This window comes from Agrobacterium tumefaciens str. B6 (assembly GCF_001541315.1).
GTDB classification, from domain to species: Bacteria; Pseudomonadota; Alphaproteobacteria; order Rhizobiales; family Rhizobiaceae; genus Agrobacterium; species Agrobacterium radiobacter.
Genome location: NZ_LMVK01000007.1, coordinates 1 through 26004, shown reverse-complemented (window position 1 = coordinate 26004; position 26004 = coordinate 1). Strand labels below are relative to the sequence as shown.

22 protein-coding genes and 1 pseudogene are annotated in these 26004 nt (G+C 58.2%); 12 read left to right on the top strand and 11 right to left on the bottom strand.

Going from position 1 to position 26004, the window contains the following annotated elements; genetic code table 11:
* Positions 1-6 precede the first annotated feature (6 nt).
* Positions 7-1560, bottom strand: coding sequence for an FAD-dependent monooxygenase (locus ASB65_RS07240; protein WP_060723473.1), 1554 nt, complete (start codon positions 1558-1560; stop codon positions 7-9).
* Positions 1561-1883: 323 nt separating this feature from the next.
* Complete coding sequence (locus ASB65_RS07235; protein ID WP_223567897.1) at positions 1884-2585, bottom strand: MgtC/SapB family protein; 702 nt, start codon at positions 2583-2585, stop codon at positions 1884-1886.
* Positions 2586-2808: 223 nt separating this feature from the next.
* On the opposite strand from ASB65_RS07235, the gene ASB65_RS07230 reads away from it, so the two are divergent.
* The 9 genes from ASB65_RS07230 (at position 2809) to ASB65_RS07190 (ending at position 14970) form a co-directional block, all read left to right on the top strand.
* On the top strand, positions 2809-3330 hold the full coding sequence (locus ASB65_RS07230) for a YqhA family protein (RefSeq protein ID WP_060723471.1): 522 nt from the start codon (positions 2809-2811) through the stop codon (positions 3328-3330).
* 197 nt (positions 3331-3527) lie between these two features.
* The gene (locus ASB65_RS07225) at positions 3528-4670 is read left to right on the top strand and encodes an efflux RND transporter periplasmic adaptor subunit (RefSeq protein ID WP_060723470.1); all 1143 of its coding nucleotides are present in this window, start codon (positions 3528-3530) and stop codon (positions 4668-4670) included.
* On the top strand, positions 4667-7819 hold the full coding sequence (locus ASB65_RS07220; RefSeq protein WP_060723469.1) for an efflux RND transporter permease subunit: 3153 nt from the start codon (positions 4667-4669) through the stop codon (positions 7817-7819). The genes ASB65_RS07225 and ASB65_RS07220 overlap by 4 nt, the downstream gene beginning before the upstream one ends.
* A gap of 3 nt (positions 7820-7822) precedes the next feature.
* A complete protein-coding gene (locus ASB65_RS07215) occupies positions 7823-9253 on the top strand; it encodes a basic amino acid/polyamine antiporter (protein WP_060723468.1) in 1431 nt (476 codons plus the stop codon).
* A gap of 81 nt (positions 9254-9334) precedes the next feature.
* Entirely contained in the window at positions 9335-10765 is a 1431-nt protein-coding gene (locus ASB65_RS07210) for a basic amino acid/polyamine antiporter (RefSeq protein ID WP_060723467.1), read from the top strand.
* A gap of 17 nt (positions 10766-10782) precedes the next feature.
* The gene (gene arcA / locus ASB65_RS07205; protein WP_003508257.1) at positions 10783-12027 is read left to right on the top strand and encodes an arginine deiminase; all 1245 of its coding nucleotides are present in this window, start codon (positions 10783-10785) and stop codon (positions 12025-12027) included.
* Between the two features lie 107 nt (positions 12028-12134).
* Positions 12135-13571 (top strand): metal-dependent hydrolase family protein, encoded by a 1437-nt coding sequence (locus ASB65_RS07200; RefSeq protein WP_060723466.1) that lies wholly within the window; start codon positions 12135-12137, stop codon positions 13569-13571.
* A gap of 105 nt (positions 13572-13676) precedes the next feature.
* On the top strand, positions 13677-14714 hold the full coding sequence (locus ASB65_RS07195; RefSeq protein ID WP_060723465.1) for an AI-2E family transporter: 1038 nt from the start codon (positions 13677-13679) through the stop codon (positions 14712-14714).
* A gap of 10 nt (positions 14715-14724) precedes the next feature.
* The gene (locus ASB65_RS07190; RefSeq protein WP_060723529.1) at positions 14725-14970 is read left to right on the top strand and encodes a DUF378 domain-containing protein; all 246 of its coding nucleotides are present in this window, start codon (positions 14725-14727) and stop codon (positions 14968-14970) included.
* Positions 14971-15340: 370 nt separating this feature from the next.
* Here ASB65_RS07190 and ASB65_RS07185 read toward each other — a convergent pair whose 3' ends face one another.
* Positions 15341-16339 carry an alpha/beta hydrolase gene (locus ASB65_RS07185; protein ID WP_158006598.1) on the bottom strand — a complete coding sequence of 333 codons (999 nt, stop codon included), beginning with the start codon at positions 16337-16339 and terminating at the stop codon, positions 15341-15343.
* Positions 16340-16683: 344 nt separating this feature from the next.
* On the opposite strand from ASB65_RS07185, the pseudogene ASB65_RS27135 reads away from it, so the two are divergent.
* Positions 16684-16779 (top strand): annotated as a pseudogene (locus ASB65_RS27135) (L,D-transpeptidase); the annotation flags it as partial.
* Between the two features lie 48 nt (positions 16780-16827).
* Here ASB65_RS27135 and ASB65_RS07175 read toward each other — a convergent pair.
* Entirely contained in the window at positions 16828-17346 is a 519-nt protein-coding gene (locus tag ASB65_RS07175) for an Lrp/AsnC family transcriptional regulator (protein WP_060723462.1), read from the bottom strand.
* A gap of 161 nt (positions 17347-17507) precedes the next feature.
* On the opposite strand from ASB65_RS07175, the gene ASB65_RS07170 reads away from it, so the two are divergent.
* The gene (locus ASB65_RS07170; RefSeq protein ID WP_060723461.1) at positions 17508-18074 is read left to right on the top strand and encodes a hypothetical protein; all 567 of its coding nucleotides are present in this window, start codon (positions 17508-17510) and stop codon (positions 18072-18074) included.
* A complete protein-coding gene (locus tag ASB65_RS07165) occupies positions 18061-18468 on the top strand; it encodes a PPC domain-containing DNA-binding protein (protein ID WP_060723460.1) in 408 nt (135 codons plus the stop codon). Before ASB65_RS07170 ends, ASB65_RS07165 begins: the two co-directional genes overlap by 14 nt.
* A 38-nt stretch (positions 18469-18506) precedes the next feature.
* On the opposite strand, the gene ASB65_RS07160 is transcribed toward ASB65_RS07165, so the two are convergent.
* The 7 genes from ASB65_RS07160 to ASB65_RS07130 form a co-directional block, all read right to left on the bottom strand.
* Positions 18507-19400, bottom strand: a complete 894-nt coding sequence (locus ASB65_RS07160) for a DUF296 domain-containing protein (RefSeq protein ID WP_060723459.1) — start codon at positions 19398-19400, stop codon at positions 18507-18509.
* Entirely contained in the window at positions 19397-20176 is a 780-nt protein-coding gene (locus tag ASB65_RS07155) for an SDR family NAD(P)-dependent oxidoreductase (protein WP_060723458.1), read from the bottom strand. The genes ASB65_RS07160 and ASB65_RS07155 overlap by 4 nt, the downstream gene beginning before the upstream one ends.
* Positions 20177-20207: 31 nt before the next feature.
* Entirely contained in the window at positions 20208-21848 is a 1641-nt protein-coding gene (locus tag ASB65_RS07150; RefSeq protein WP_060723457.1) for an acyl-CoA synthetase, read from the bottom strand.
* The gene (locus ASB65_RS07145; protein WP_060723456.1) at positions 21845-23014 is read right to left on the bottom strand and encodes an acetyl-CoA acetyltransferase; all 1170 of its coding nucleotides are present in this window, start codon (positions 23012-23014) and stop codon (positions 21845-21847) included. Before ASB65_RS07145 ends, ASB65_RS07150 begins: the two co-directional genes overlap by 4 nt.
* Positions 23011-23874, bottom strand: coding sequence for an IclR family transcriptional regulator (locus ASB65_RS07140; RefSeq protein WP_003508275.1), 864 nt, complete (start codon positions 23872-23874; stop codon positions 23011-23013). The genes ASB65_RS07145 and ASB65_RS07140 overlap by 4 nt, the downstream gene beginning before the upstream one ends.
* Position 23875: 1 nt before the next feature.
* On the bottom strand, positions 23876-24679 hold the full coding sequence (locus tag ASB65_RS07135) for an SDR family NAD(P)-dependent oxidoreductase (RefSeq protein ID WP_162266771.1): 804 nt from the start codon (positions 24677-24679) through the stop codon (positions 23876-23878).
* 76 nt (positions 24680-24755) lie between these two features.
* Positions 24756-25766 (bottom strand): TRAP transporter substrate-binding protein, encoded by a 1011-nt coding sequence (locus tag ASB65_RS07130; RefSeq protein ID WP_003517515.1) that lies wholly within the window; start codon positions 25764-25766, stop codon positions 24756-24758.
* Positions 25767-26004 lie beyond the last annotated feature (238 nt).

Below are 26004 nucleotides of genomic sequence, written 5' to 3'. Positions count from 1 at the left end.
GCCGTCCTATCCACAATCGGGGCGCTCCAGTTCCAGAACCGAGACGCCCAGCCAGCGAACGATACTCTCTTCAAGTTCCGCCTCGTCGGGGGTGGCGTCACAGGCCCATGCGACAATGCCATCGGGGCGTACCAGCAAGGCACTCAGTCCCATTCGATCTTCGGCATCCACCGCAACGTAGTCTAGCCGATCAGACCAGCGTTCCGCGACATTGCCGAGCATTGGGCGCGCATCGAAATCGAGTAGCACCGCATGGCAGCTCCGCAGGTGCTCATTCAGTCTTGTGCCGTCAAGGAGCGCGAAATCCGGCGCGCTGCGGCCGACAAGGGCTTGGGGAGAGCCAAGATCGTAGCGGATACCGATGCCCCAGACGCGCTCGGCGAAATAGGTTGCGCCATCGCGCGTGGCGGCGAGATCGCGGATGATGCCTTCCAGCGCCCGCGAGCTTCGGCTGGGCCGCATCAGCGCCACCTGCGCACGCGACCAGTCCAGAACCTGCGAGGCTATGGGTTGGCGCTCGCTGGCATAGCTGTCGAGCAGGTCCGGCGATGCGTCGCCGCGGATGACCGCAGCGAGTTTCCAGCCAAGGTTCATCGCGTCACCAAGGCCGAGATTGAGCCCCTGGCCGCCCAGCGGCGAGTGAATGTGGGCGGCATCGCCCGCCAGCAGCACGCGCTTGCGGCGATACTCCGCCGCCATGAAGGCGCGGTCGGTCCATGTCGTGGCCAGATCAAGCCTTGTTACCGAAACATCCGTGCCCGAGACCCTGCGCAGCACGGCTTCGACATGCTCGCGCGTGATTGGTGCGGAACGATGAAAGGCGCCACCGTCGAAATCGGCCATGGCGATCGTACCTGTTGGCGTGAACATGTACATGCCAGCAGCGGTATAGTGGCGGCCGGGCTTCAGCGCCCCGGCATCGGCCAGTTCGACCTGCGCGGAATAGCCGGTGAATTCGGGTTCAGTGCCGGCAAAAGCGATCCCTGCCACCTTACGCACTATGCTGCGAGCGCCATCGGCGCCGACAAGCCAGCGGCCCCGAAACACCGCGCCGCCCGCCTGAACGGCGATATCCTCCTCGGATTGCTTGAAGCCTTCCACGGCAAACCCACGCCGTATCTCGACGCCCAGAGCCTCGGCCCGCGCCGCCAGAACGGTCTCTATACTCGCCATATCGGTGGCAAGGCTGCTGGCCGAACCGGCAAGGCGATAAGGCCAGCGTTGCGCGTCGATCTGGTCGTGAAAAAACTGGATGCCCGCGAAATGCCCGGCGGGCCGCCGCTGCCCTTTCATCCAGTGCGCCGTCCCAGGCGTATCACGGCCGGCCTCCCGCTCTTTGATCGCCTCGAGCAGACCGCGTCGATCAAGGCTTTCGATCGTCGGCACCGTCAGGCCGCGCAGGCCGAAGGGAGGCCGTTTCAGGGGTGAATCCGGATATGGCGATGCTTCGAGAACCAGCACCGAGCAACCGGCCTGCCTTAACTCGCAGGCGAGAAACAGGCCGACCGGGCCAGCGCCGGCGATCAGGACGTCATGAAAACAAATAGAGGGTATATGCACGGTCGGGCTCCTTAAAGTCGATATTCGACCGGAGCGTTTCTCCAACCCGAGACCCACACGGACGAACAGATGGATGCACAATGCATCCTTCGTTCGTCGCGGGGATCTCCGACCAGAGGCCAAAGACCAGAGCTTCCGTTACCAGAAGGACTTGGGCTTACCAAACCAAGTCTGCCTTTTCCGACGGGGCCAAAATAGCGCAATGACTGGCGGTATGCAACGGATGCCGTTTTCGAGGCCAGTGAGGGCCATGCCAACGGTTTGAAGGTATCCACCCGACGCCGCAGCTGCGGTAGGTTCTCTCCACATGCGGATTGAATGCGTTATCTGTAAGCGCAATAGAGGACTGTTGGGGAAAGGCTGAGTGATTGAACAAGCGCGCTGACGACTTCGGTATCGATCACTTCGCCTGAAATAACGATCTCGATGGTAATCGTCTGATCAAGCGAGTTACTGCGCCGTGCAAGCGATTTGACCGATAGCTGGTGATCTCCGATCTGTGCCATCAGGCGCGCCCGGACCTCGGCTTCGTTTTCGGCGGCCGTGCGAACCTCGATCGTATGTTGTTGTGTGGTGATTGGACCATGCGGAACGACCCTTGCAACCAGCCGGACCAATTTGGGAGACGTTATATTGATCAGCAAGATCAGGAGCGTGGCTTCGGCCGCTTCGAACAGTTCTCCGTAGCCGGCCAAAACGCCGATCGCTCCGGTCGCCCAGACAGTTGCTGACGTGCTGAGCCCACGGATGTTATGGCCGTCGCGCATGATCAAGCCGGCGCCAAGAAAACCTATTCCCGTGACGACCTGGCCACCCATTCTGATGTCTTCGTTGACGTTGAGTATTGCAGGCAGCGCGCAATAGGCTGCGGCGCCAAAGGCGACAAGCGCATGCGTTGTCAGCCCGGTCATGCCTTGTCGCCATTGTCGCTCGAGGCCGATTATCGTTCCGAATACAACGGCCGCAATCAAGCGAACCGAGATGGACAACGTGTCATGGAGCCAAGGGATGAGGTCATTGATCAAGTGCGCCACCCGCCGATTTTTACACGCGTTACAAGTCTAAACTCCAGATTTTCCGAATGTGTCCAGCATAGAAACACTTATGAAACTGATGAAGTCGACCCCAAGATTTCATGAATTATATTGGGTGCTGCAGCATTCTTGCAGTGCCGATCATAGTTGAGGCACAGTGTCTGCAAAGCATGCAGGAAGTTGGAAGTCCGGCGCACTTGCGGGGAGATGGGGCATGTTGACACTTCTGCTAAGCCTTCGATACGTCATGGCCCTTGCGTCTGTCGGCGTGATTGCAGCCTCGTCGCTTATGTTCTGGGAAGGTTTGTCGGCCATCGGCAAAGCCTTCGTCCAGGTTCGGACGAACCCCGATCAGGTAATTGTCGCAGCGGTGTTGCAGGGCGTCGACAAATTGCTCTTCGCTGTTGTTCTCGTGATTTTCGGCTGTGCAATCACGGTCGGTTTCGTTGTCAGTTCAACCGCGAACTGGAGAGCGCAACTCCCTCGCTGGATGCTGATAGAAGGCGTCGCCGAACTCAAGAATCTCTTCTTTCAGATGATCATTCTTTATCTCGTCGTGCACTTCGTGACGCTGGTCGCGGAATTGGAGGAGATGCCCGATTGGAATGCACTGGTGTTGCCGGTTTCCATCCTTCTCCTCGCGGCTGCCATGAAGATCATCGCGACGACACACGGTTCGTCGCGCCATGTTGCGGAGACCAGCGACGTCAACCCTTCTTCTGCGGGAGACGACTAACTCACTACTTCTTGTAGTTGTGTCATATTTTTTTTGCGTTACAGCTAGTATCCGGTAGATGAAATTGTGAGTGGATGCAGTTCTAAGTACCTGCATTCTTTGGTTTTAAACGTGCATCTGCGGCTTACCGCAATAACTCTGTAGCCAAGATCGATAGTCGGCAGTTGTCTGTCAGCTAAAGATGGAGTGTGAGTTGAATGCGCCAATGTAACTTCATCACTATCCCAAGATTGAGATGGCTGTGTGCAGCCCTGTTATTCTCGGCGGTTTCTTTCGATCTCAACGCGCAGCCACTTCAGAGCGTAGAGGTTGTTCCAGTACTATTGATGAATGTCTCTCCGAAATACGAATTCGTTGGCCGGGTAGAGGCGGCGAATTCGGTGGATATCCTCGCGAGGGTGCCGGGATTTATCCAGCAACGAACGTTTCAGGAAGGGCAGATGGTCACTATTGGCCAGCCCTTGTATGTAATCGAGCAGGACGGCTATCAGCTGGCGCTGGACGATGCGCAGGCTACGCGTGACGCCGCGCAATCCAGCCTCGTGAACGCCGAACAAAGCCTCAGCCGGAACCTTTCACTCGCCAGAGGCAGCGTTTCCCAGGCGGTTCTCGAGCAAAGTCAGGCCGCACGCGATTCCGCAGCCGCCAGTCTTCGTTCTGCCGATGTGAAGGTCAGCCAAGCCAGGCTGAACCTCAGCTACACAAAAATTTCCTCGCCGATCCAGGGGAGGATAGGTGTCTCGCACGTTTCCGTTGGCGGCTTTGTGGCCAACGCCACGACTGTGCTTGCTCGCGTGGTCCAGATGGATCCAATTCGGGTGGTTTTTTCGATAAGTGATCGCTCTATCCTCGACCTGCGCGCCGCCGCCGGCGGAGTTTCCAAGGAAGAGCTTGCGAGGCACTTCAAGACCAGCCTGCGTTTGTCCAATGGCCAGATTTACATTCAGACGGGCGAGATCGAGTTCCTCGACAATCAGGTTGATATGCAGACCGGGACGCTGGCCGTACGGGCGTTGTTTGCCAACCCGGATGCTTTGCTCGTGCCCAACCAGTTCGTGACTGTTGTCGTGACTGAGGGAGCGCCCGTGATGAAACCGGTGGTTCCGCAGGAGGTCGTACAGCAGGATCAAGAGGGGAAATATGTGCTCGTCGCCGGTGCAGGCGATCGTGCAGAATTGCGCCGCATCAAGGCTGATAACGAAATATCCGGCAACTGGATCGTGGAGGAAGGTCTCGCCGGTGGCGAGCGGCTTATTACGGGAAACCTCCAGAGTGTTGCCGAGGGTATGCCGCTCAAAGTGATGCCCGGGGATACCGGCGGCGCGGGAACGAAACCATGATAGGCCCCGGAAGCTTCATCCGGCTTCCCCGCTTTGCGATGGTTATCGCGATCGTCATGGTGATTGCCGGCGCCCTTGCGATGACGCAGATCCCGGTCACGCAATTTCCACCGATCACACCTCCCGAAATACAGGTTTCTGCGAGTTATCCCGGCGCCAACGCCAATGTCATGGCGGAAAGCGTGGGGGCTCTGATCGAGGAGCAGGTGAATGGTGTTGAAGGTATGCTCTACATGTCTTCATCCAGCACCAACAACGGCACCTATTCGCTCACCGTTACATTTGCCGTCGGGACGGATCCCGAAATTGCGCAGATCAACGTGCAAAACAGGGTGGCGACGGCGACGCCGCGTTTGCCGGCGGTGGTTTCGCAAACCGGCGTCACGGTCAGAAGCCGGTCCTCAAGCATGTTGATGGGGGTCGCGATCTATTCGCCGAAGGGCACCAAGGATGCGCTCTTTGTCAGCAATTATGCCTCGATCAACATCAGGGATGCGTTGGCCCGCATTTCGGGTGTTGGAGACGCCGGCGTCTTTGGCCCCGCCTACAGCATGCGAATCTGGATGAACCCCGATCGCATGGAGGCGCTGGGTGTTACCGCGGCTGATCTTGGCGCTGCAATCCAAGCCCAGAACGCCCAGGCGTCCGCTGGCCAGATTGGCTCGCCGCCGATCTCGGACGGACAACAATTGCAGCTCACCATACTTGCAAAGGGCAGGCTGAGCGATCCCTCGGAATTCGGCAACATCGTTGTCCGCACCAACAGCGACGGGGCGATCGTGAGATTGCGTGATGTGGCGAGGGTCGAGCTTGGGGCTCAGTCCTATGACACCGTGTCGACCTTCAACGGAAGGCCGAGCGCGACGATTGTTCTTTATCAATCGGCCGATGCAAATGCCTTGTCGGTATCTCAGGCCGCGAGAGCCGAACTGGAGCGTTTGCAGCAGCAGTTCCCTGAAGACATCGCTTATACCTTAGTCTTCGACACAACGAGCTTTCTCAACGCGACGATCCAGGAAATCATCATAACCCTCGCCATAACATTCGTTCTGGTGGTCGCGGTTGTCTATGTCTTCCTGCAGGATTGGCGGGCCACAATCCTCCCGACACTCACGATTCCGGTTTCGTTGATCGGCGCTTTTACCGTTCTTTATTTCATTGGCTACTCTGCAAACACGATCACATTGTTCGCAATGGTTCTGGCGATCAGCCTTGTCGTGGATGACGCGATCATCGTGGCGGAAAATGCGCAGCGCGTCATGCAGGAAGAAGGGCTGTCGATTACCGATGCGACGCTCAGGACAATGGAACAGGTTACGGGCCCGATCATCGCAACGACGCTTGTGCTTGCGGCATTGTTTGTTCCCGTATCCTTTCTGCCGGGAATAACCGGACAGCTCTATCGGCAGTTTGCAGTCACGATATTGGTGACGATCAGCTTTTCGACGATCAATGCCCTCACTCTCAGCCCGGCGCTATGTGCCATGCTGCTGAAGCCGCCGCCGGCGAAACGGGCGAAGGTCTTTGAAAGGTTCAATTCTTCATTGGGCTGGATCAGGGATTTCTACATCCGGATGCTCCTTGCGCTGTCGACGCGTTTTGTCGTGTCGATCCTGGTCATCCTTGGGATTTTCGCCGGGACCTATGCACTGGTGCGTGTGCTGCCGACGGGTTTCATCCCTTCGGAGGATCAGGGCTATCTTTTCACAAATGTCCAGCTCCCGAATGCCGCAGCGATCGGGCGGACGGAACAGGCCGTGGCGCAGGTCCAGACAATTCTGCGCAACACGCCCGGCGTTGAAAACGTCATCGGTATTTCAGGCATGAGCCTCATGGGAGGGGGCGGGTCGAACGCCGGCATGGTGATTGCTGCCTTGAAGCCGTGGAGCGAGCGTGGCCCGGACGAAAGCGCCGATGCTATCCTGCGGAAACTCAGAGGCGATTTCACGGTATTTTCCAACGCCTCCGTCGTTGCTTTCAATCCACCCGCGATACCTGGACTGGGCACCACGGGCGGTTTCGATTTCCGGCTGCAGGCGCGCGATGGGCAGCAGCCGGACGAGCTTGGTCAGGTTATGCGCGGCCTCATAGGCAAAGCAAATCAGAGCCCCGATCTTGCTGGGGTGTTCAGCACATTCTCGGCGGATTCGCCGCAATTATTCATGGATATCGACCGAAACCGGGCGGAACTATATGGCGTATCGCCGGCGGCCATTTTCAGCGCCGCGCAGGCGCAGCTTGGTTCTGCCTATATCGATGATTTCAATCTTTCCTCCCGCGTCTTTCAGGTGCGGTTGCAAAACGACGGTCAATTCCGCTCTCGTGTCGAGGACATCCAGCGTCTCAGAGTGCGGTCTTCAAACGGTGCGCTCGTGCCAATACAGGCCGTGGCGTCTGTTTCCACGATATACGGCCCAAGCTCCATCAACCGGTACAATCTTTTTCCCGCTGCCGCGATCAACGGCCAGCCGGGTCCGGGCGTGAGCACGGGAGAAGCGCTTGTCGCGATGGAGAATGTCGCCGCTGAGGCGCTTCCTGCGGGATTTGGTTTCGAATGGACCGGGCTGGCGTTGCAGGAACGGCAGGCTGGCGCGCAAACCGCCGTGCTGCTCATCATGGGCGTTGTCTTCACCTACCTGTTCCTCGTCGCCCAGTATGAGAGCTGGTCGGTGCCGTTAGCCGTCATATTTTCCGTAGTTGCTGCTGCGGCCGGCGCGCTGTGCAGCCTCCTGATTGCGGGTCTGGATCTGAATGTCTACGCACAGATCGGACTGGTTCTCCTGATAGGGCTTGCGGCCAAGAATGCAATTCTGATTGTCGAATTTGCCAAGGACCGGCGGGAGGCGGGCCTCGAGATTACCGAGGCTGCACGGTTGGCCACATTCCAGCGTTTCCGGCCCGTCTTCATGACGGCGATGGCGTCCGTTCTCGGCGTGCTTCCACTGGTTTTTGCGACGGGAGCCGGAGCGGCAAGCCGACAGGCGATCGGCGTCTCGATCTTCGGCGGCCTGCTGGTCGGCACTTTGGTCGGCATTCTGATCATTCCACTTCTATACGTCCTTGTTCAGACCACGCGGGAAAGGATCAAGTCGTCCTGGTTTGGCAGGCACGCGCAACCCCGGCAACCGATGGCAGGCGAGGGGGAATGAACCATGTCCGGAAAAGATGACGCAAAGCTGTCGCTGGTAACGTTGACGGGCATGGTCGTCGGCTCCATGGTCGGCGCCGGGATATTTTCGCTGCCGCAGGCATTCGGAAAGGCGACCGGACCGTTTGGCGCGATTATCGCCTGGACCATCGCCGGAATTGGCATGCTCATGGTGGCGTTCGTTTTCCAAGCCCTGGCGCAGCGGCGTCCGGACCTGGATGCCGGCATCTTCATGTATGCGAAGGAAGGCTTTGGAGACTATCTCGGCTTTCTCTCGGCGCTTGGTTACTGGGCAGCGGCTCTTCTCGGAAACGTGACTTATTTCATTCTGGTGAAATCGACGCTCGGTCTGTTTTTCCCAGCCTTTGGTGATGGCAACACGTTGATTGCGGTTGCGACATCGTCCGTATTGCTGTGGGTGTTTCACAGTCTGATCCTGAGAGGTATCCGGCAGGCGGCGGCGCTCAATACCGTGGTGACAATAGCCAAGCTCCTGCCGATCTTCGCGTTTCTCCTGCTGGTCCTGATGGCCTTCGATTGGGAGACTTTTCGTGAAAATTTCTGGGGCGCCAGCGAAGCCGGATTAGGGCCGCTTGCCAGCCAGGTCAGAAATACGATGCTGGTCACCGTTTTCGTATTTGTCGGGATAGAGGGCGCGAGCGTTTATTCGAGATACGCGCGAAAGCGCGCCGATGTTGGAACCGCCACGGTCACCGGCTTTCTGTTCGTTCTTGCTCTGATGCTGGCCGTCACACTGCTCTCATATGGGATCATGCCCAAGGAAGAGTTGGCACAGTTGCGCAACCCGTCAATGGCAGGGGTGCTGGCAGCGGCCACGGGACCTTGGGGAGCGGTCTTCGTCAGTATCGGCCTGGTCATATCTGTCGCCGGCGCTTATATCGCCTGGGTGCTTCTGGCGGCGGAAATCCTCTATTCCGCGGCGACAAACAAGACCATGCCAAAGTTTCTCGCCAGGGAAAACAGGTCTGGCGTTCCGGCCAATGCGCTCTGGCTGACGAACATTATTGTCCAGCTGTTTCTGATCGTATCGATGTTTTCGAACTATGCGTTCATGCTCGCTGTCGCAATGACAAGCTCCATGATCCTTGTGCCGTACCTGCTTGTTGCGGCATTCGGCGTGAAAACGAACTTGCAGCGCAATGGCGCACTGATCAAAGGCAAGCTCAATCGGACTGAAACGATACAGTCACTTATCGCACTGATCTACACCGCCGGACTTATCTATGCGGCCGGAGTGAAGTATCTCCTTCTTACAACCTTGATATATGCTCCAGGTACTTTGCTTTTCTTCATGGCTAGAACTGAGCAAAGTATGAATATATTTAACCGTCTGGAGTGGATTGTCTTTACAATTCTGGGCGCCGGATTTTGTATGGTCATTTTCAGTATTATGAACGGTTATTTGGTTATTTAATTTTTGCGATTGGCGTAGAGGTGTTTGCTCGCTTTTGTGGGCTTTATGCTGAATTTATACTTTAATGGGAGAGGTATGTTTATGGCAACGTCGCAACAGAAACTCACGTTATTCTCGCTGACGGCAATGGTCGTCGGCTCCATGGTGGGGGCGGGTATTTTCAACCTTCCGGGCCGCTTCGGATCTGCTACGGGGCCTTTTGGCGCGATCATCGCCTGGGTTATCGCGGGGACGGGCATGTATATGCTCGCGCGCGTCTTCCAGGCTCTCGCGGAGAAGAAGCCGGATATAGATTCAGGTGTTTTCGCCTACGCCAAGGAAGGTTTTGGAAACTACATGGGTTTCCTTTCCGCCTTCGGCTATTGGCTCGGCAGTTGCCTTGGTAACGTTTTTTACTGGGTTCTGATCGGCTCGACTCTCGGTCGCTTTTTTCCCTCTGTCTTCGGAGATGGAAGCAGCGCGACGGCAATCATCGTATCGCTCGTCGGCATATGGGCGTTTCATTTCATGATTTTGCGCGGCGTGGAGCAGGCGGCTTTCGTCAATACGATCGTCACGATTGCCAAGATCGTTCCGATCCTGGTCTTCATCGTGGCGTTGATCATATTCTTCAAGTACACGCAGTTTTCCGAGAACTTTTTCGGTGGCGCCGATATGCCCGTGAAGTCGCTTGTCTCACAAGTGCGGGATACGATGCTCATCACCGTTTTCGTGTTCCTCGGCATCGAAGGGGCAAGCGTCTATTCCCGCTTCGCCCAGAAGCGATCTGACGTCGGCTCTGCCACGATTCTCGGCTTCGTCGGTGTGACAGGCCTCATGGTCGCTGTAACGTTGCTGCCCTACGCGGTCTTGCCCCAATCGGCCATTGCAGCGGTTCAACAGCCATCCATAGCCAGCGTTCTCGAAGCGGTCGTTGGGCATTGGGGTGCTGTGTTCATATCCATCGGCGTCCTGATTTCCGTTCTCGGCGCATATCTGGCCTGGTCTCTCATTTGCGCTGAAGTGCTTTTTGCCGCAGCCAAGTCGCAGGACATGCCGAAAATATTTGCGGAGCAGAATGGCAACAGGGTGCCCGCAAATGCGCTCTGGCTGACCAATATCGTTGTCTCGCTTTTCGTCATTTCGACCTACTGGTCGCGGGATGCATTCAACTTCATGCTGGACATGACGAGCGTGACGGCGCTCTTGCCCTATCTTCTCGTTGCTGGTTACGGCGTGCTGGTCGCCCGCCGGGGTGAGGGTTATGAGACCACGCCGGAACAACGGGGGCGCGATCAATTCTTCGCCTGGGTTGCGGTGGTCTACACGCTCTTCATGTTTGCCGCCGCCGGTTTGAAATATGTCCTGCTTGTCGCAGTGCTGTTCGTGCCGGGCACCATTCTCTACTTCTGGGCACGGCGCGAACAGAAACTCACATTGTTCACACCGGCCGAACTCATCGTGTTCGCAGTGACGATTATCGGAGGCCTGGTTGGGGCCTACGGATTGCTTACAGGTATCATCACACCCTAAACTGAGAGGCGAAGGTCATGACACAAACGACACCTTTTGGCGTTCATTCCGAAGTTGGGCAACTGCGCAAGGTCATGGTCTGCGCACCCGGGCGAGCGCACCAGCGGCTGACACCAAGCAATTGTGACGCGCTTCTCTTTGACGATGTCCTGTGGGTGGAAAACGCCAAGCGCGATCATTTCGACTTCATGACGAAAATGCGGGATCGCGGAATCGAGGTCTTGGAGATGCACAATCTCCTGGCGCAAACCGTGGCCATACCAGAAGCCAGGACCTGGATTCTCGATCAACAGGTCGTGCCCAACCAGATCGGGCTGGGTCTTCTCAATGAGGTCAGGTCCTATCTCGAAGGACTGGGAGATCGGGAACTCGCCGAAACGCTGATCGGCGGATTGTCGACCTTTGAGTTTCCGGACAGTGTCGGGGGAGAGCAGCTCGCTCTGATACGCGATGCTGCGGGGGTCAACGAATATCTCCTGCCACCTTTGCCGAATACCCTCTACACACGGGACACGACATGCTGGATCTACGGCGGCGTGACCCTCAACTCGCTTTATTGGCCGGCGCGTCATGAGGAAACGATCCTCACCACGGCTATCTACAAGTTTCATCCGGACTTTGCGGGTAAGGTCAATGTCTGGTGGGGCGATCCGACCAAGGACTGGGGCCTTGCCACGCTGGAAGGCGGTGACGTGATGCCGATCGGCAAAGGCAATGTCCTGATCGGCATGAGCGAACGTACGTCCCGCCAGGCCATCAGCCAGGTCGCGGCCGCCTTGTTCGAAAAGGGAGCGGCGGAACGTGTGATTGTCGCCGCCATGCCCAAGCTGCGCGCAGCCATGCACCTTGATACGGTCTTCACTTTCGCCGACCGTGATTGCGTCCTGCTTTATCCGGATATCGTCAACGGTATTGAGGCCTTTTCTTTCCGCCCGGACGGCAATGGAGGGGTCGAGCTGCACAAGGACAAGGGCAGCTTTGTTGAGACTGTCAGGGATTCCCTCGGCCTGAAAAAGATGCGCGTCGTGGAGACCGGCGGCAACGACTATATGCGCGAGCGAACCCAATGGGACAGCGGCGCGAACCTCGTATGTGCTTCACCGGGCGTCGTCTATGCCTATGACCGAAACACCTACACCAATACCTTGCTTCGCAAGGAGGGCATCGAGGTCATTACGATCACGGGCGCCGAGCTTGGGCGCGGTCGTGGCGGCGGCCATTGCATGACGTGCCCGATTGTCCGCGATGCCGTTGACTATTGAAGCATTTCACGAAACCGCTGGGAGCGCGCACCTGACACGCGCGCTTCCTGTCTTGCCGTAATGGGATGCCGTCATCCAGGCAGCCCCTGTTGAGGAGACGACGCCTCATGCAAAGTTTCGGACGGAAATATAGCCATCTGCTCCACGGTTCCGGCTGCGGCTGCTTCAATCCTTCGCTGCAGACCGTCTCGCGTCGCCTGGAATCCCTGTCGAGACGGGGATTCCTGGCGGGTCTCGCAGCTGCCGCGCTTTCGACCGGGATGCCGAAGTCCTCCACTGCCCAGGAAGCCCAGTCAAAAACCGTATTCCGCGAGGTGCGTCTTTTCGACGGTAAATCAGGCACGGTGCAAACGGGTGTGCAGGTTCTTGTAGAAAACGGGAAAATCATCGCTGTTGACCCGGCCAACAATCCGGTACCTGCAGACGCGACTGTCATAAATTGCCGCAATGGTGTTCTGCTGCCGGGTTTGATCGATGCTCACTGGCATACGATTTTTGCGGCGGTTCCCCTTAATATCCTCTTGGCTGGAGACCCCGGTATCATTTTTGCGGCCTCGACTGCCGAAGCCGAGCGGACGCTCATGCGCGGCTTCACAACGGTGCGCGATCTTGGAGGACCTGTATTTTCATTCAAGCAGGCCGTGGACGCAGGGATGATACCCGGGCCACGCATATTCCCGTGCGGGGCGATGATAACGACGTCAGGTGGTCACGGCGATTTACGTTTGCCGACGGAAATCCCAAGGGATGGAGGGCGGCTAAGCTCAAGCGAGCTGATGGGGGCATCGGCAATTGTCGACGACATAGGCGAGATGAGATTGCGTATTCGGGAGCAATTGCTCCAGGGAGCATCGCAGATCAAGATCGTCGGAAGCGGGGGTGTGTCGTCTCCGCGAAGTCCGCTCGACATGACGACATTCAGCGAGGAAGAGCTGAGGGCAGCCGTCGAGGTGGCGCGGGACTGGAACACCTATGTTACGACCCACGCCTATACGCCTCGCGCGGTGCAACGGGCGCTGGCAGCGGGTGTCGCCTGTATCGAGCACGCCCATCTGATCGATGAGGAAACGGCGAGAATGATCGCCGACAAGGGAGCATGGCTCAGCATGCAGCCCTTCCTGACGATGGAGGACGCGGCATCGCAGAGTGGACCGGGTCTGGAGCGTATCCAGCAACTATTCGCCGGCACGCCCAGAATCTATGAGTTTGCCCGGAAGTACGGGATCAAGACGGCCTGGGGGTCGGATGTTCTGTTTTCGCCACAACTCGGTCCGCGTCAGAATTTCATGCTCACGCATCTGCGTCACTGGTACACAAGTGCAGAAATCCTGCAGATGGCGACATCAGGCAATGCGGAATTGCTGGCACTTTCCAGTTTCCGCAATCCCTATCCCGGCAAGCTCGGTGTGATCGAAGCCGATGCACTGGCAGATCTTATCGTCGTTGACGGGAATCCGCTCGATGACATCAGCATCATGGAAAATCCTCAGAAATACCTTTCCGTCATCATGAAGGATGGCCGCATCCATAAAAACATTCTTTGAAATCAATCCATCCGGGCTCTACGGCGGCCGCCGAAGGCCAGCTTTAGCGCTTTAGGCCACGAGACAAGCGAGCACGCCCGATTTGGCAGCTGTCAGGAGCGGAAAATGCCGGAAGCACCTCGCAGACCGATGACAGGCATGCTCGTTTCCGGCATTCTCGTTTTGGCTTTCCTGTTCGCAGCGCAAGCGGTTTTTGCGCCCTTATTTTTCGCTCTCTTCATCATCGCCATCGTGTGGCCTTGCCAGCTTGCCTTGCAGACAAGGCTTCCGCGTCTTCTGGCGCTGCTGATCACGTTGATCATCACGATCGGCTTCATCGTCGCGATCGGTTCCTCGCTCGCCTGGGGATTGGGCAGGCTGGGCCAGTGGCTGTTCATGAATGCCGACCGCCTGCAAGCCACTTATTCGGCTGTCGTGGATTGGCTGGAACAGCATGGCATAGCGATAGCCGGGCCGATCGGGGACTGGTTCGATGTCACCAGACTGCTGTCGGTTCTGCAGAGCACGGCGGGGCGCCTGAACAGCTTCGGCGGGTTTACGCTGCTGGTGCTGATCTTCGTCATGCTGGGGCTTCTGGAGGTCGAGGATTTCGCCGTTCGCTTGGGGCTGCCGGCTGCGCAGCCTCACGGCCAGATCATCCTTGCAGCGAGCCGCATCATTGCAATGAAATTTCGCCGTTTCATGCTTGTGCGTACCTTCGCCAGCATTCTCACGGGATTGCTCGTATGGCTCCTGTCCATCGGTGCGGGATTGGAACTGGCTGCGGCCTGGGGCGTCATCGCATTTGCCTTCAACTACATTCCGTTTCTGGGGCCATTGGTGGCGACGACCCTGCCGACCCTCTTCGCCATTGCCCAGTTTGATACCTGGCAGCCAGCACTGCTTATCTTTGTGAGCCTCAACCTCATACAGTTCGTTATCGGCAGTTACCTCGAACCGAGGCTGGCGGGTGCATCGCTGGCCATATCGCCTTTTGCGGTCATCTTTTCGGTGTTCTTCTGGAGTTTCATGTGGGGGCTGGCCGGAGCCTTCATAGGGGTTCCGATATTGATCACATTCATCGTCTTCTGTTCGATGGTCGCCTCCACGACGTGGCTCGCCACCGTCCTTTCAGACAGCGAAACTGCAAATTCAGATGGGTAGGAGCGGCGAGATGCGTATACTCAACACGATTACATTGCTTCTTATCGTCATCGGCGGGCTTGACTGGCTTCTTATCGGCCTGTTCCAGTTCGATCCCATAGGGCTTTTGTTAGGAGGCCCGGGCGCCATCCTTGCGCGTATCATCTATACGTTGATCGGGGTTTCCGCTCTCTGGCAACTCCTTCCCCTCTTCGGTGCGGTGGCTCGTCGCGACGCTGAAGCCAAGATAAAGCGTAGCAATGTCCATCGGCCATAGAGGATGCAATCTGCTCCGGGGGCACCATTTTTGGCGGAGCAGAATGTCGTTGTGAAAGCGCAGGACGACCTGATCCTTCGCGGCTATAGCCTGATCTCGTCCTATGACCGATGGCGTTGAAACCGCCCGGCCACCCAGATATATCGGCTTCGCCGGATATTCCATACCCATCGTCCCTCAATCCACCGATAGCCCTTTCGTGGAGGAGGAGTGTGTTCTTTCCGTTTCGGCGGCGGCGGCGGGCGTCTGCCCACGGGAGCACGAGGCCCCACCGTTTCCGAGGATGCTGCCCCTGGTACCAGTATCAAGGCTCCAATGAGCTGAAGAAACAATCTGCGATGTCTTTCCATTTCACTCACCTCTCGCGTTATTACATTGAACCGGCGGATCGACGTGGCAATGCCGGATGGTTGTCTTCGTCCAGCAATTCGGCGGCCTCCCTGAGAATACGTTCATCCTCGGAGTTGGCCGGCGAGACGGAAAGCGTGCCCGTTCCCACCGTTCCCGCCGTCAGGGCCCTCAAGGGAATCCGGGGCAGCATGGTCGCCAGCGTGACGAATCTGTCGTGTCTGATCCTCGTCGGCGCCCTCAAATCGCTAATATCGATGATCTGGAGATTGCGTTCTTCGGCCAATGCGATGGTGCGGGGATCGTCGATATCGAGCGCCCCGGCTTTGGCCGATGCACCTGAGAGCCATCGTGATGTCGCGAGAGCGAGATCGTCCTTTGTGGACAGTACGATGATCGGTTTTTTCAGGTTGCCGACGACTTTCAGTTGCTTCCGGAAGATATCGATGTCGATATCAGGCGCGGCAAGTATCACCTGGTCGATCTGGCCAAGGGAAAGACTTTTCGACTGAAGGCGCAATTGCCGCAATGTCTCGACGGTCAGCCAACTGCCCATGCTATGTGCCAGAATTTTCGTCTCGACTTTTCTGGTGCCGAGATCATCAAGGGTTTGCACGAGTTCGTCACGGGAGAAATTGCTGGAATCCCTGTCGGCGAGATAGCTCGAGAAATTTCCCCGAGACGGCCACGCAAACAATATCGGTGTGCTCCTGGCGTCAGCATCGGCCGATATCTGGACGAGCCGGAACAGGCTTTCCTGAAAATTGTTGTTGTAACCGTGCACGAAGACCAAAGCCGAGCGCCCGGCTGCAGCCATATCGATGAATTTCTCGTGAGAGATAACTTTGCTTTCGATGACCGCAAAGGAAGACGCGGCATTTGGTGTTCCGCGTGGCCATTCGATCGTCCCCGGTCTGTGTCCCGGTGGAACCGAAACGACCATGCGGAGATAGGTCGGATATTGGGCTCTTTCGCTGGAGAAGCCGTTATTGCCCAATTTATCCGGTTCGCGCGTTGTCACGACCAGAATTGTCTGCTGTGTCGCGCCCCTTGCCGGCTGCACGACCTGCAAACTCGCCTGGCCTGGCCGCGCGCACGAGGCCAGGAAAAGACATACAGAAACACTCAGCAAAAGGCATAACGCCTTAAGGGTGGATACCCCGAAACACCTTGGTTTCTCCAACATGGCGAGATTAAAACATACCCCGAGGATATTGGTAAATAGGGATAATATCACGCTGCCAGGTGATGATCATCGGACGAGTTCTTGCAGCGCTTGCCGAGGGAGATGCCAAGCGCCACAACGATCGTCAGAGCCGCAGGCCGGATGCCAGGAGGTGGATAAACTGTCGAGCCCGATGCGCCGCCATGCGCTATGGCGTCGGCATTGGCCGGGATGGATTTGCGTGGCAGGGGCGGGGTAACATCCATTGGCGTCAGCCATGGCCGAGATGGAAGCCTTTGCGAACTCAAGGGACAGACCCTGCAAAAGAATGGGAATGCATTCCGCTATCTTGCCGGCACGCGGCCAATGCCCGCCGCTTCGATTAAAGGAGGTTCGGGATCGGGCACGACTGATAATGTGTGTTTGAGACATTTGAGCGCGAAACAGGATCGGGAGTGGCGCACACCCTCTATCTTATAGAGTTTCCGCCTCAGAAACTGCTCGTAGCCTGCGGTTCCCGCCACTGCCACCTTGATGAGATAATCATATTCACCTGTTGTCAGATAGGCTTCCAACACCTCCGGAAGAGCGGCCATCGCTTCCCCGAAACGCTCCAGAACCTCGTCGTCGTGGCGCTCCAGCATCACCTCGATGATGACGGTTTCGGTCAGTCCGAGCTTGGCTTGATCGAGAATGGCGGTGTAGCCGCGAATGACCCCTTCGTCTTCCAGCCGCTTGACGCGCTGCCAGCAGGGGCTGGGCGAGAGCCCCACCTTTTCCGAAAGCTCCGAATTGCTCAACCTGCCGTTCTCCAGGAGGGTGCGCAATATTTTGCGGTCAATTCTGTCTAGCGGCTTCGTCATGCCGGCCTCCCCAAAATACGTTGCAAAAAAATCTGCCGTCGCGGCGGCAGCCTGCGAAAGAAGTGTTTTCCGACGCGCCGTTTGGTGGTGTCATTCGAAAGCACCTTCGGCTGATTTTTGAGTACCGTACTGCAAGGTACAGGCAGCAGGGAGGAGCAGGCGTGGCACCAATAGAACAGCAGCATTTTCCAAGGCCGAGAACGCTCATCCATCCCGGCATTTCCGCGCCGGTGCGCATCAACAGCCTTCGCTCGCCATCTGCGCGCCATGTGCGGCTGTTCGTCGCGCCGGGGCGTAGCCTTTACGATGGCATCGTGCGGCCGCTTTTCGAAAACGGCATTGAGAATGCCTCGCTCACCATTCTCGGCGGTTATTTTGACATATTGTCCTATTGCGTGGCCCCGCCCGACCCTTCCGGCAGAGCGGTCATTGCCTATACGAAGCCCATCGACGCCGGTGCTGCCTGGCTTGTCTTCGGCAATGCCACGCTGGGGCGCAGCATGAAGGGAGAGCCGATCGTCCATTGCCATGCCGCCATGCGCACCGCAGCGGGTGTGGTCAAAGGCGGCCATTTGCTGACTGAATCCTGTATTGTCGGCGAAGGCGGTGTTTCCGCCTTGGTGACCTCACTCGACAGTTTCGTGCTGCAACAGTCCTTCGACCCTGAAACCAATATTCCCCTTCTTCAACCAAGGAACCGTACGGAGCGCGCCGATGAACACGCATAACACTGTCGAAATCGGATCCATGGGGCGTGTGGCCTATGCCCGCATCGCACCCAATGAAGACCTTGTTCTCGGTGTCGAAAAACTGTGCCTTGCCGAAGGTTTCAGAAATGCCTTTGTGCGCGGCGCGCTGGGCAGTCTGGTCGATGCCTGTCTCGGCACCCGCAGCGGCGCGTTCTTGCAAATACACGGTCCCGCCGTGGAAATCGTCTCCATTGCCGGCGAAGTGCGTGCCCAGCCGGACGGCTCGCTGCGCGCCTCGCTGACCGGTGTCGTCGCCGATACCGAAGGTTCGGTTTATGGCGGTCCCTTCATCGCCGGAGCTAACCCGGTTTGCATGACTTTTGAAGTGACGCTGGAAGAGTGGTTGCCTGCGGAAAAGCCGCAGGCGGCGTGAGTTGTCGTCAGGCGGGCCGGTGAGTTGCTCAGCGCAACTCATGCGGCGTGCCTCTGTCTTTCGGTCAGAAGTAGCTCGAAAGTAACGCAGACCGGGTTCTTGCCGCGCACCAGCCGCCCGCCGCTGATATGTGTGGTGAGGTCCACCATCGCAATATCCAGCATTGCCTGTCGGTCTCCCGACGCGGCCGGGCCGATACGGCCCTTGTTTATGAGGATTTCGCTCGCGTAGGCGTTGAGGCTTGTTCCGTCTTCATAATCCGCACCGACCAGGCTGCCAATTCCATTGACTTCGACTTCTCGCAGGCCAAACTGGGTAGAGACCTCTTCGAGTGCCGTGCATATATCGGTATTGGGGCGCACTGTGCATAAAAGTGCCCGAAGACCCGAACCCTTCTGGCGGCGCTGCTGCCCGATGGGTGTAAAAAGTGGGAAATTGGTTTCCTCATCCTTTTGCACATCGAGGATCGCTCCATCCAGCGCCAGAGCCTCAAGCTTTGTTTCTACAGCAAATTCGGTCTCGAAAGGCAGCAGATGCCCCATGGAGACTACGCCGTCGGCACTCTTCCATGAACCATGGCAATGCAGAAACGGCGCGCTATCACGCCGGCCCATATGCAGGCCGGCATCGATGATTGTGCCACCCGGCATGGAAAAGGTTTCGCTATACCATGCGGCATGTGCGTCATCCGGTGCGGCTGCCGGCATGACATAATGCAACCGTTTCATCGGTACGTTCTTCAGTCTGACGTAACCACCTTCGAACCCCAACTCCGCAAAGGCATCGGCAATCGCTTCATTGGCGCTTACGCCGGACCGGACCGTCAGCGTAACGGGATAGGCATGGCAGCCGACGGCGCGAAAGCGTTCAGGCGTTATCGGTCCGGGATGGACGATGTGGCGGGGAAGCTCTTGCGTGCCTGTCTCCGTCATACCGCAAGCCCCGCGGTAATGAAGCCCCCATCCACGGCGAGTACCTGTCCGTTGATGTAGCTTGCGTCATCCGACACGAGGAAAGCAACGGCAGAGGCGATCTCGTCCGTCCTGCCATAGCGATGCATCGGAACGCGGCTATGCCATTGGTCGCGAACATTTTCAGTATGAACCGCCTGGGTGAGGGGGGTATCGACCGGACCGGGAGCAATTGCATTGACACGAATGCCCGATTGCCCCAGCTCGTTTGCCATTACCATCGTCAGAAGATTGACGCCGCCTTTCGAAGCGCCATAGGCGCTGCGGCCACGATTTCCACACATGCCGGAAACAGAGCTGATATTCACGATCGAGCCGGCAATATCGCGCTCCAGCCAGTAACGTGCGGCAGTGCGCGCTACCGCGAAGCTGCCGACTAGATTGACATCAACGATACGGCGAAATTCTTCGACGCTTGTGTCGACGGACAGCTTGTCGATACCGATGCCGGCGCTGTTGACGACGGCGACCAGATCAACCGCATGATCGGCACCGTTAGCCGTCAGGGCGGCGAAAGCCATCTCTATCGATGCCTCGTCCGCAACATTGCAGACGATGCCGCGCGAGAGATCGATACCGAGCTTTTCGCAGGCTATATCCAGCGCCTCGCGCTTGAGATCCAGCAACCATGGCTGCCAGCCGCGCGCCATCAGGAGCTGCGCAGTGGAAAAGCCGATGCCGGATGCACCGCCGGTGATCGCGACAGCCCCTTTTGTCTCTGTCTTTTCTTGTGTCATGCCGTCTCCTCCCGATTGAATGTTACGCCTGTCAGCCTGTCCGCTTTTCTTCGAAAGTCGGCATCTGACCGCGTTTCTCCAGTTCCTCGCGGATCATTTTCTTGGTGATCTTGCCGTAGGCGGATTTCGGCATGGCATCCCAGAACACCACTGATTTCGGCAGCTTGTAGCGGGCCATCTTGCCTTCCAGATAGGCCTTAAGATCGATGGCGGCGATATCCGCGCCCTCGCGGGCCACGCAAACGGCCACACCGACCTCGCCCCACACGGCGTCCGGCACACCCAGAACCGCAGTCTCGCTGATGTCAGGATGCATGAGGATTTTTTCCTCGATTTCACGCGGATAGATGTTAGAGCCGCCGGAAATATACATGTCGGAGGCGCGCCCGGTGATGTAGAGGAAGCCGTTCTCATCGCGATGACCAAGGTCGCCCGTGCGGAACCAGCCATTGCGGAAGGCTTTGGCATTGGCCTCGGGATTATCGTAGTAGCCGGCGAAAACGGCGGGACCGATTACACAAATTTCGCCGGTTTCGCCTGCGCCAACCTCCTCGCCAGCATCGTTCTGGATCTGCACTTCCATGCCGGTGCGGTCGAAGCCGCAGGTGCCGATTCGCGTTTCCGGACCGTCCTCGGCGTTATGAAACGAAGGCGGCAGCACGGTGATGTTACCGGTGACTTCACCCAGGCCGAAATATTGCACCAGCACCGGGCCGAGCTTTGCAAGCGCCCGTTTCTGGTCCGCGCGATACATCGGCGCGCCGGCATAGATGACATAGCGCAGTGAGGAGTGATCGAAACGATCCACAGAGGGGTCTTCGACGAGCATTTTAAGGATGGTCGGTACAGTGAAGGCGTTGGTGATGCGCCATTTTTCGATCAGCGCCCAGACGGCGGGCACATCGAGCTTTTCCGCCGCCGGCAGGACGGTTTTCGCGCCATGCGCCACCTGCACCAGCTGGTGAATGCCCGCACCGTGTGAAAGCGGGGCAACGACGATGGAGGCGTCGTCCGGTCCGGTGCCGGGCATCAGATCGCAGAGATGGTTGGTGATGACGAACGCCATCTGGCCATGGGTAAGCACTGCAGCCTTGGGCCGGCCGGTGGTGCCCGAGGTGAAGAAGAACCAACACGGGTCATCCCGATCCACTGCCTGGCTTTTGACTTTGTGCCCCATATGACGGGCCACGATGGCATCGTAATCCTCACCGAACTCAGCCGTACCGATGGCGATGCTGAAATCGATAGTGCTTGCCTCATGGCTGGCTTTTGCATGATCGGGAAAAGCACTGGCGCAAATCATGCCGCGTGCGCCGCTGGCCTTCGCCAGATAGGCAACTTCATCGGGCGATTGACGGTAATTGGTCGGCACCCACACCGCACCCACGCGGAAGCATGCGAACATGGATTCGAACATCTGGTTGTTGTTGGAGGACTGCACCAGAATGCGGTCCCCCTTTCTGACGCCGAATTCAGTCTCCAGCGCATGGGCCATGGCGTCGACGCGGGCTTCCATTTGAGCCCAGCTCCAAGTCTTTTCACCCCAGACGAAACCGATATGGTCCGGGTTGCGGCGTGCCGCCTGCGTCAGGAAATGCGAGAGGTTCATAACCCGCGTGGTGGAGGGCGCAACCCCGCCCGCGGGATGCTGCACGGCACTTTGCATCGTCATTTCACACGCTCCATGATCGAGACGTAATTGGCAACCGCCGTGCCACCCATGTTGAACACGCCAGCCAGGGAGGCATTGGGAATTTGCATGTCGCCTGCCTCGCCCATCAATTGCATCGCCGCCATGACATGCATGGAAACGCCGGTCGCCCCGACGGGATGACCTTTCGACTTCAATCCACCCGATGGGTTGATTGGCAGGCGTCCGGTCTTCAGCGCCGTTCCATCCTGGACAACGCGATATCCTTCACCGGGCTTCGCAAGCCCCATGGCCTCATATTCGATAAGTTCGGCAATGGTGAAGCAGTCGTGCGTTTCAACGAAAGAGAGGTCGTCGAGCGTTGCGCCGGCAAGTTCCAGCGAACCGGCCCAGGCGCGGCGCGCGCCTTCGAAGGCCAACGGATCGCGACGGCTCAATGCCATGATGTCGTTGACATGCTTGCGGCCCCGGAAACCGATGGCTCGGTTGAGTGTGGCTGCCGTTTCCTCGTCGGCCAAAATGATCGCGGCAGCGCCATCAGAAATCAGCGAGCAGTCGGTGCGGCGCAGCGGGCCTGCGACGTAGGGGTTCTTGTCCGAAACCGTATTGCAGAAATCGAAGCCGAAGTCCTTGCGCATATGGGCATAGGGATTGACCGCGCCATTGGCGTGGTTCTTTGCGGCAATCATCGCCAGCTCTTCCGAGCGGTCGCCATAACGTTGAAAATATGCCTGGGCGATGCGGCCGAACTGACCAGCAAACCCGCCGGGAATATTGGCCTCCTCCGCACGGTAACAGGCGGAGAGCAGGATTTCGCCCACCTCTGCGGTCGGCAGCGCCGTCATTTTTTCGGCGCCGACAACGAGTGCGATGCGGCGGCGCCCGGCTTCGATGAAATCCATGGCGCTATAGAGGGCGGCCGATCCTGTTGAGCAGGCATTTTCGAAACGCACTGCCGGCGTATAGGCGAGGCGCTCATCGCCCATCGCCACCAGGGCGCCCTGAAAATCCTGTTTCGAGAAGCCATTGTTCATCACGCCGACGAAAATGCCGTCGATATCGCTGACATCGACGCCCGCATGGTCTATGGCCGGCGCCACGACCGAAGCCATCAGTTGCTCGGTATTTTCAAGGGCCGACTTGCCGAAAGGCGAATGCGCCCAGCCGACGATCTGCGCTTTGCTCATTTGCTCGTTCTCCTCGTTTGCCGTTTCGTGTCGCCTTCACCGCGCGTGCGGGCGCGGCTGGCCATCATTTCTGCAATGCGTGTCTCGATGCGGGTTACTTCCTCGCGCAGCAGCGCTGCCAGTTCCGGCTGGCGCTCCGGCCGCATGCGGCTGTCCACAGCGGCAATGCTCAGCGCTCCCGCCACAGCGCCATCAGGCGCGCGGATGGCAACGCCAATACCCCAGGAATTAGAAAGGATCAGGCCGGGGTTGAGCGAATAGCCATTGGCTCTCGTCAACTCGACATCACGGCGCAGGCCCTCAAGCGTTATGCCGGGATAATTAGCGGCAATCAGCCCGCTATTGGCCGCAATGATACTTTCCACCTCGGCGTCTGGCAGCGCCGCCAGCATGGCGAGCGAACCCGCACCAATACCCAAGGGGTGTTCGAAACCGGCCTGAAGTGCATGGGTGCGCACCGGCCAGGTGCCTTCTTCGCGGTAAAGGCACAGGGCAAATGTATCTCGGCGCACGGAAAGGAAGCTCGAATCCTCCGAGCGGCGGGAAATGCGCGTCAGGCCGTCCTGCGCCATTTGAAGAAGGCCAAACCGGCGCGATGACAGGCTGCCCAGCACATAGGTTTCTTCGCCGAGGTAATAACGCCGCGTTTCCTCATCCTGCTCCACAAGGCCGGCGCGGATCAGAGCCAGCAGCAGGCGGCGGGCCGTGGGCTTGTTCAGTCCGCTTTCTGTCACGATGACCGAAAGCGCCACGCCGCGTTCCGCGTGCCTCCCGACCATGGAGAGCAGCGCCAGAGCCCGGTCCACCGCACGCGCGCCCGTCAGATCTTTTTCTACCGGGATCGTTGTTGTTGTTGCCATCTCAGGAAAACGCCCCCACCGCACAGCTTTGCCCGCCATCGACCGGCAAACAGACGCCGGTGATGAACTTAGCCTCATCAGATGCGAGAAAAACGGCGGCGCGGGCAATATCGAAGGCATCGCCCATGCGGCCCACCGGGACAGCCGCATTGCGCGCCGCCACCATCTCCTCGACAGACGCATATTGATTGCTGATCTGCTTGTAGATCAGTGGGGTGTCGATCATTCCCGGAAGAATGCAATTGGCGCGAATGCCCTGCCGGGCATATTGCATGGCCAGCGCCACAGTCGCCTGATTTACAGCTGCCTTCATGGCGTAATAGGCAAAATAGGGATAGCCGGTCCAGCGAATGGAGGCGAGCGACGAGATATTGATAATGGCCCCGCCGCCCTGCGCCAACATCACCGGCAACACAGCCTTGGAGGTGCGATAAACGGAGCCGATATTGAGATCGACCGAGGCGCGAAAGCTTTCCTCATCCAGCTCAATCGGCCCGCCCATATGGGTCACGCCGACATTATTGTGCAGAATATCGATGCCACCAAAGGCCTCGCAGGTGTGGGCAACGGTGGCCGATACGGACTGTAGTTCAGTGACATCGGCGGCAACCGCAATCGCCTCCAAGCCTTCGCCGCGAATGATCTCAGCCGTCTCTTCGGCTGCGTCAGCGGAGAGGTCGACACAGGCTACGCGCGCGCCTTCGCGGGCAAATTGCACGGCCGCAGCCTTGCCGTTGCCAAAACCCGGCCCCGATGATCCTGCGCCAAACACAAGCGCGCGTTTTCCCGTCAGGCGACCTGTCAAAGCAGTCTCCATTCCAATCGTCAGACATATTCGGGTTGGCCCCGCTACGGGCGGGGCCAGTTACTCAACGGGCCGGTCAGGTCAGGCTTGCACCAACGGCCTTTTCAAGAATGGCCCAGGCTTCATCGCCGTATTTGCCTTTCCACTCGGAATAGAAGCCTGCCTCTTTCAGCGCGGCGCGGAAGAGTGTCGCATCCGTGTCGTTGAAGGTCATGCCCTTGGAAATCAGATCTTCCTTGACCGAGGCATTGAGCTTCGCCACATCGGCGCGTTCATCCTTGCCCGACTGGTTGAGGTTTTTGGCGACGATGGCGCGCAGGTCATCCGGCAAACGCTCCCAGGCGCGCTTGTTGGCCAGGAACCAGAACCCGTCCCACATGTGATTGGTGACCGAGCAGAATTTCTGCACTTCGAACAGCTTTGCGGTAGAAATGATCGCCAGCGGATTTTCCTGGCCATCGACCACACCGGTCTGCAGCGCGGTATAGACCTCGGCGAAATTGATCGAGGCAGGGGCCGACTTGAATGCCTTGAACATAGAGGTCCAGAGCGGGCTCACTGGCACGCGGATCTTGAAGCTTTCGAGATCGGCAGGCGTGGCGATGGGCTTGGAAGCGCTGGTGATCTGGCGGAAGCCGTTATCCCAGATGGTGTCCATGGCAACGAGATTCTGCTTGGCAATTTCGCCACGGACATATTTACCGAGATCGCCATCCATGGCCGCCCATACGGACTCGTAGTTCGGGAAGGCGAAACCGATGCCGCTGATGGAGGCGTTCGGTACCAGCGTCGACAGGATCAGCGGCGAAAGCGTGAAGAATTCTACGCCTCCAGAGCGCACCTGACTCAAAACGTCTGTGTCGGCACCCAGCTGGCTGCTGGGGAAGATGCTGATATTGACCTGCCCATCGGTCTCTTTGGCGATACGCTCGGCGGCCTCCTTGGCGCGAATGTTCATCGGGTGCGCCGCAGGCAGATTATTGGCATATTTATAATTGTATTGGGCAGCGCGGGCGCGCGACACGAAGGCGGTGGCCAGTACGGCGGAACCGGCGCCGGCGAGTATGGTACGTCTGTTGATATTCATTGCTTTCTCCTCCCAAAATAAAGCAGGTATCATTCATCGGCGTGGCGGGGGGGCCCCCCACGGTCTTAGAGCAGAATGGTCGAAAAGCCGGGGGGGGGGGGGGCCCCCGCAAGGCCGCGACCCCGGGCCCGGGGGAGAGGCCGGGCGGGGGCCCGGGCTTCTTCCGGCCGGCGGGTGCGGGCGCTCGAGCGGGCGTTGGACGCGCCGCCGCTGGGGGCGCGCAGACGCGCCGAGGTTC